Origin of the sequence: Povalibacter sp. (assembly GCF_036735925.1) — a bacterium.
GTDB lineage: Bacteria > Pseudomonadota > Gammaproteobacteria > Steroidobacterales > Steroidobacteraceae > Steroidobacter.
This window is the reverse complement of sequence record NZ_DAINNK010000008.1, coordinates 86006-93158: the sequence shown is the minus strand read 5'-3', so window position 1 is coordinate 93158 and position 7153 is coordinate 86006. Positions and strand designations below refer to the sequence as shown.

Below are 7153 nucleotides of genomic sequence, written 5' to 3'. Positions count from 1 at the left end.
GACGGCAACAGACAAACCAAGCCTACTGTCACCGCGCCACATCTCGACTCTACCGGAAGCTGACGACGCAACCGAGAAGAAGAACAGATGGCCACTGATCACGCGGCTGCGCGCGGAAATCTGCCAGGTGCTCATGTCGTCCGGCCTGTCGAATTCGGCACTGGCAGAACAAGCGGGCGACGCATCCAGTCGGCTTGCGGTGGCTCATCGTCATCGAACAGCTGGTCAGCGAAGTATCCTTCGAGGTACTGAGCAAACAAAGGCCGATGCGTACCTGTCGGTATGCAGCCCGGTTCGCCACGAAACGCACCGCGCCACTGCTCGCCTTCTGGAATCGTGAGTCCCTCCATCAATCCAAAATGCCACTGCCGGGCAACCTCGAGGGTGAGCGGCTCGCGCTCGACCGCCGACCGATGAATGGACGTGACAACGCGCCGGATGTTCTCAAGCAGGTGCTTGCTGTTGGCATCCCAGTGAGGCATGGGGGAAGTTCAGCGTCGCTTGAGGATCGCGCGCAACTCTCGCTGGGCCGGACTCGGCGCAGCAGGTGTGCCGAGCATTCTCATCCTGCGGTCGCTCACTGGTGCGTCCTCACCCTCGGGCAGCAAGATTCCTTCCATCGGATCACGACCCACATACCCCATCTCACGCTGTACCGCCTGACCGACGGAGCGGCTCAGATCTGGATCCAGATCTCGGTACTCGCGCAGCAGATCGACTTCCATCTTTCCGGCCTGTGCTTTCACGTACTGGAGCAAGGCGTCATTGACCAGCTTGTTCACCGGCTTGCCGAGCAGCCGCGACAGTGTCTTGAGCCCGCCCTGGATCGCCGGATCGATACGGAAAGTCGTATCTTTGGACATGCATCGTGTATATCAGATGTCCAAATAGAAAATGAAGCCAATCACTTAACCGACTGGTACCCAACTATATGTGTGCCAGCCACCGCACGCCTCCGGATACGGCCACACCTGGCCGAGCGACTGCGCGAAATCGCAGGTCATTGCCCCCCCCAACGAGTTCCAGCACATACAGCCCACTCGCTAGAACTATGACCGAAACCAGCGAGCCTTCTCCATAGGACTCACCACGTTTCATCTATCTCGAAAGCGATACGAGCAGATCCTTTGTCAGCGACGCCACGGTCTGCATTGCATCAACATAAGAGGGTCGCTCGCCATAGACCATCAACTGGACGAACTCGGCATACCTGCTCGCATACAGCTCTTCCTTCTCGAGCGCCGCGAGCGCACGGCGCGTCTGTTCAGCGGGATCGTCACGATAAGCCGGAAACTGATTGCGGAACTCTTCAGCATCCTGTTGCAGGACTTCTTGAGCCAGCGCCATGACCGACCGGGCGTCACAGCGCTCTCTGATGACATGCAGATCGTAGATGTGCCTCACAAGAGTAGGGTCGGGAGCGCGACTCAATCCCGCGATCTCCATTGCCGTTCGACGAGTAAGTGATATCAGTTTCTCCGCCGCAGTCTCCTCGACCGTGACGCAAGGGATTGCGAGTATTTCCGGAACACGCCCAAACGCCTCGGCGACGAACGACGCAACTGGAAGCTCCACACGAGCTTTCCGCAGGATTGCGTGATTCAATTCGATTTGGATCGTCGACCGCAAGGGAAGATCTTCTTTCCCAGGCGTTGCATATTGGAGTTGATAGACCGTGTAGCGATTGTCGTCGCGCGAGCGAAGTTGCTCGCTGTCGGCAGGATCGACTGGAAATCCAGCTCCTTGAAGGCTCGCGGTGATCTTGTCGCGCAACTCGGCAAGCTGCTTGCGGCGCTGTGTCTTGCTAACCGCATCTGCTTCGATAGACACGATCTTGAAATCGATATCCTCCGACATGCGTCGGATCAGCTTGTGGGCGCGTGCCAGACAAGTTCCGCCAGAAAATATCAGCTGAAACGGAGCAGCGTTCGTAGCAGCGATGGCGCTCATTGCGCGAATGATGTGCCAGTCTTTCTCGATCAGTACGGGTCGCGCGAAACCGAAATATTCCTGGGCCTCACGAATTTCGGCCGGATCATAGGTCACGTGCGGCGCTCAACCACGAGGCTGTTGCTGCCGTAACCTAAACGGCGAGCAAAGCGGCCTTTGATACGGACGACCGCATTAGCCGGCACCTGCGTCGACCGACCTTCGTTGTACGCACGTTCTGCTTCAGTCGGCTCCCAAGCGACGCCCAGCTTGGTCAAAGCTTCGCGCGAAGCCCCAACGAAGCCGTCGCGAGCAGAAATGACAGGACGACCCGAAAGCCTGGAGGGCTCGGCACGCGCATAAACGCCATAGCCAAGCCGAATCAGCCGCCCCTCTCTCACCAACTCCCGCAGGGCTCGAATGATCTGATCCTCGCCTCCGAGGCGAGCGAACTCGCGCGTCAGAAATACATCGTCGCCCCTGCGAGCGATCAATGCCTCCACCTTGTCGCGTAATGTCCTTCTGCGTCGACCGCGCATACGAAACCTGCTTGCAAAAACCCGACACAATGATATGCAAAAAACCGACAGATGACAACCCGAAAAAACACCTCATGTTACTGATATTATTGAAATATCTCTCTATCCGAAGAAATGATTTCACCGACAGAAATCACTCCCATTCCAGCACCAATAGGGTGCGCGTGTTCGTCCTTAGGTCGCTCCCACGAGGTCTTCTGTCACACCAGAACTCCATTCGCAACTAAATGATTTCATAGATAAAATTGGATAGGACACCAGCAGCGATCTGGGTGCGTACCGCAAGTCAACGCCTGCGCCCTCTCTTCCCGATTGCCTGCACATATATATGTGTGCATCCCAACCTGGACGGATAACCCTCAGTTCTGCGGCGTGTGGACTCGTCCGGGCTCGCGCCGTAGAGGAAGCGATCACCCCTCGGACGTGACCTAGGTGAAGTAGCCACTTACCGTCCTTCCGTCGCGGCCGCACGCAGCCGATACACCGCCCGAAAATCCAGATCGCGTGCGACCAGCACCTGGATACGATCGCCCTGCTGCTTGCGCACCGTCGGCGGGATGTTCACGGTACTGCGCAGTACTTCCGTCAGGATGTCCTGCGAGGTCGACGGGTTGTAGATAACCGCGGCGCCCTCCATCGATGACTGCACTGCCGTCTGCACCACGCCATCGATCAGCGAGATCAGCATCGCCGCACCGAAGCGCTCGCCAAAGTGACGGTCCACCTCGCCCGGCAATCCCGCTCGTCCCAACTCATCGGTCCCTGGCGATGCCAACTCCACCACTACACCGGACGGCGTGCGCGCCTGCGTCCACAACACGAAAATCCGTGCCTGCCCCTGCCGCACCGAACCGCGCGTCTCGCCCACGAGCTTGGTGCCCCGCTCCAGCAACACCACGCCGCCATCGACACTGAACGTATCGCTCGCCGTGACACATGTCGCCATCCCCGGCAACGTCGAATCCAGCGCAGTCTCCAGGGTGCAATCGATGAACGCTCCCTTCGGCAGCAACAATCGTGAACTCGGCAACACGCCCGCCAGCGCTGCTGGCGTTACCGTGGACGCAAACCACTCATCGAGTCCCCGCGCATTGCCCTGCTCCATTGCGGATACACGTCCGCCCGCTCCCTGCTGCGCCGCCTCGCTCAATGCCTCGCGATGCGCCACGAACACCGGCCCCGACAACTGCCGCTGCAGCGCAAGCTGCGCCGGCGACTTCGCCTGCCCGGGCGCAGCCTCAACCGCAGCGGACTGCGTCGATGCAGGCCTCGGCGCGACCCACGCCTCATTCGGTGGCGGCAGCTCGGGCTCTGGTCCGAGGACTCGTTCCAGCACCGGTGGCGGCTCAACACGCCCCAGCGCCGGCAGCACCATCTCCGCTTTGGCTTTCTCTTCGCCCGAGGATCGCGCGCTCGCTTGCTGCCGCGCATGCCTTGCCGCCGCATTCGCGAAATACCAGGTGAGCATTCCCAGTCCGATCGCCCCCATCAATCCCATGGCCAGCACATGGCTCGCTTTCGAGTTCAGCGAACGGGTGCGATTCACCGACGGAATGCCGCGCTCTCCGACAATGATCGATTCTTCGATCGTCCCGCGCGTCTCTTCATGCCTCGGCGGTTCCTGATGCTCCTGCTGCGGGTCGGAGGTATTCATTCGATCGCCCTGCGCTCGCGCATCACGTCCGGCGCCAACGTTCCCGACTCCAGCCGCTCGCCACCACCTGAGTAGCTGCGATTGACGATGCATCCAGTCGACCCGCCGCGCCGTACGATCAACCGCCGCGCCACCCGATGGATGATGACCACACCATCGACCACCGTGAAATTGAGCAACGACTCGCTGTCATCGTCATTCAGCACGAACACCGCCGGCAGCTCCGCACGCGATCCGAACGTCAGGTGCGTCTGCACTCCATCATCAAACGCCGCCACCGGCCTTACCGCCTCGCTGCCACAGAACCAGTAGTCCCAGTTGCGCTCGCGCACCGCCTGCGCCTGCGTGAGCGAACGCTCCCATTCACCGCTCTTGGCTCGCGACTCCGACGGGTAAGTGAACAGCAGGGCATAGATCACCTCATCCGACTGCGGATCCGGCGCATGCGCATGCACCCGGTAGTCGAAGCGATAGGCCCGCCGATTGGTATAGATGACGAGATTCGTGCCCACCTGCTCGGCCCGCGGCTTGACGATCACATGGTTCGCATGTGCCCCCACCGTAATGCCTTCGCCATCGCCGCTTGCCTGCCCGGCAAAGGACTCACCCGGCGCGAACACCAGTTCGATCTGATAGCCGACGAACGCCTCCAGCCGATAGACCTGCTGCGGATCGTAGGTGACCGTCCGAATGCGTGAATCCACCGCCCCACGCGACGGCATGACCTCGGCCATCGGAGGTGTCGTGCAGCCCAGCAACGCCAGCGCGCCGACAAGGGCCTTCATGGCGCCTGCATCTCACGGCGCACGACCGATGCACCAGGCTCCTGACGCGGTGCCAGCTCCGGCTCCGGCCTGAAATCAATGATCTTGAATGCCAATGGATTCCAGCGACGCGTCCGCGCGTCGCTGGAAGGCTTCGCATAGGCATACTGCACCGTCGCGATCCACTGGCTTCGCTCCACTTCCGCACCACTGGGATTGCGCCGCCGCTTCACGTAGCGCACCTGCGCCAGGTCCGCCACCCCGTTGCCTCGCGTGAAGAAGCTGATCGACTGGACCTGCGCCTGCAGCACCGTCCCATCGCGATAGCGGTTGAGCGGCGACTCCGGATTGGCGCGATTCCACTGCTGATACCAGACTTGATTGCGCTGCGCCGTATGAAACGCACCGCACTCCTCGTAATCGCTCTCCGCCGTCGCGAGATTGAAGCGCTCACACACGGTCACGTAGTGATCCAGGAAATACCGTGTGACCGCCTGCGGCAGATCCACACCTCCTTCAAACACCGGCACCACATCCACAACGCCACTGGTTTCATCGACGCGGATCACGAACGGATCCACCCGCTTGAGCGGCATCAAGATCGCAATCGCCAATGCCGTGAGTGTCGCGCAGGTTCCCGCCCCCGCCGCCACCGACCAGGCGATCCGCGCACTGCGCTGCGCCTGAGCGGCACGATCGGCATCCCACGACGCCGCCTCCGTCAGGTACTGCTCCAATGCTGCATCCTTGGCCACTGCACTGCTCCCTACCGGGTGCCCGTCTCGCCCGGATCAGTCGCGTCGGTACCCGCTGTACCCGCCACATGCCCATTGATTGGCACCAACTTCCGCTCGCAATCCTTGTGCGCAGGAACCGATGTACACGCCGCCAGAAAAAGGATCGAGATCAAGATGAGTCTCATTGGAGATCCCCGGATCTACCATGCCCGCCGCACATAGTTGTCGCGCCGACCGGCCCATCGGGCTCCACTCACCACACCCCTTCTCATCCAATGGCCCGCCTTACGGCTATACGAATCCCAGCGGGTCGTCTGTGTATCGGTCAGGCCACGAGCGAAGTGCCCCAGACTGCGGCTCGATGTACCGAGTCCCCACTTCAAACCGGCGCTCACCACGCCGAACGTACTGAGCGCCAGACCACTGGCCAATCCTGCGGCCATGGGCATGACTTGGCGCATCACAAGGAACGTCAAACCAGCGGCAATCAACAGCCGTGCTGCATCGGCGACGGAGATCTCGCCCCCTATGCGGACGGCCGCTTCTGCTGTCTTCAGAACCACAGTCATCATGAGCGCAGCTACCAGGGTCGTCAGCAGGGCAATGAAGCCATAGTTCGCCAGCTGCGCGATCCATGACTCGAAGAACTTCTTCGTCGTTTCAAAGAGCAGCAAGGCAATGAAGAGAGGACCCAAGGCAAGGAGAACTGACAGAGCGATTCTTGAAAGCGTCAATAGAAAGAGCGTATAGACGCCTGTGAGAAAGACGATCAGATAGACCGCACCACCAACAAAGAAAAAGATGATGTTGTCATCGAAGATCGTTCCGCGATCCACCAGTAAGCGCGCTGCATCGAATCCTCTGAAAAATATCGCGTCGACCACTTCCACCTGATCGAACGCACCTACCATTTGAGCGCCCAGGGCGGCTGGAACATTAAAGAATGTATCCACCATGAGTTCATGGAACGCCCAGAGCTGAATGGATGCTCCCATGATGATGCCGAGCGTAAATATTCGCTTCATACCAGTCATGAAGGGCTCTTCAACCTTCCCCATCAGCTGTAGATATCCCCACACGATGATGTAGAGAACGCCCAGTGACACCACAACCGGCTCCAAGATGTTTGCCATCCTCACCGTGCTGTCAGATACATATCCAACGAGAACGCGAACGAGCCAAGCGTTAAGTTCCGCAGAGAAGCCCATGGTTCGACTCCATCTAAAGACCTAGTCCTTCTTCTCGTCCTTCAAATCATCAAGCAACCCCACAGGCGGGAGATCTCGCAGGCTGCCGATCGCCTCGTCACGATCCGCCTGCTTCGCGTTGATACACAGCGGATCATCCCGTAGGGCGCCCGGATCATCTGCACATTCCCGCAACTTCTCCGTTCTTTCCTCCTTGTGAGCCTTGTAGTAACCGACTGTGTACTCGGACGGCTTCCGGCTACACGCCACAAGCATCAACACGGCAAGTACGCTGACTAGCAGGCGGGACATATGCAGGCTCATCATCGGAGTAGCTCCTCGA

The 7153-nt window shown here is 59.7% G+C and carries 9 protein-coding genes; all 9 read right to left on the bottom strand.

The annotated features are described in order from the left end of the window. Positions 1–131: 131 nt before the first annotated feature. Positions 132–482 carry a hypothetical protein gene (locus V7D81_RS04660; RefSeq protein ID WP_324314843.1) on the bottom strand — a complete coding sequence of 117 codons (351 nt, stop codon included), beginning with the start codon at positions 480–482 and terminating at the stop codon, positions 132–134. 9 nt (positions 483–491) lie between these two features. Then, a complete protein-coding gene (locus V7D81_RS04655) occupies positions 492–863 on the bottom strand; it encodes a hypothetical protein (RefSeq protein ID WP_324314841.1) in 372 nt (123 codons plus the stop codon). A gap of 235 nt (positions 864–1098) precedes the next feature. Then, positions 1099–2046: a nucleotidyl transferase AbiEii/AbiGii toxin family protein gene (locus tag V7D81_RS04650; protein ID WP_324314839.1), complete on the bottom strand. Its 948-nt coding sequence runs from the start codon at positions 2044–2046 to the stop codon at positions 1099–1101. Continuing rightward, entirely contained in the window at positions 2043–2468 is a 426-nt protein-coding gene (locus tag V7D81_RS04645) for a hypothetical protein (RefSeq protein WP_324314838.1), read from the bottom strand. Before V7D81_RS04645 ends, V7D81_RS04650 begins: the two co-directional genes overlap by 4 nt. Positions 2469–2913: 445 nt before the next feature. Beyond that, positions 2914–4122: a type IV secretion system protein VirB10 gene (virB10, locus tag V7D81_RS04640; protein WP_324314837.1), complete on the bottom strand. Its 1209-nt coding sequence runs from the start codon at positions 4120–4122 to the stop codon at positions 2914–2916. Continuing rightward, positions 4119–4907 carry a TrbG/VirB9 family P-type conjugative transfer protein gene (locus V7D81_RS04635; RefSeq protein WP_324314835.1) on the bottom strand — a complete coding sequence of 263 codons (789 nt, stop codon included), beginning with the start codon at positions 4905–4907 and terminating at the stop codon, positions 4119–4121. The genes virB10 and V7D81_RS04635 overlap by 4 nt, the downstream gene beginning before the upstream one ends. Beyond that, a complete protein-coding gene (locus tag V7D81_RS04630) occupies positions 4904–5623 on the bottom strand; it encodes a virB8 family protein (protein WP_324314834.1) in 720 nt (239 codons plus the stop codon). Before V7D81_RS04630 ends, V7D81_RS04635 begins: the two co-directional genes overlap by 4 nt. 200 nt (positions 5624–5823) lie before the next feature. After that, positions 5824–6756: a type IV secretion system protein gene (locus V7D81_RS04625; RefSeq protein WP_324314833.1), complete on the bottom strand. Its 933-nt coding sequence runs from the start codon at positions 6754–6756 to the stop codon at positions 5824–5826. Between the two features lie 96 nt (positions 6757–6852). Then, a complete protein-coding gene (locus tag V7D81_RS04620; protein WP_324314831.1) occupies positions 6853–7137 on the bottom strand; it encodes an EexN family lipoprotein in 285 nt (94 codons plus the stop codon). Positions 7138–7153: the final 16 nt, after the last annotated feature.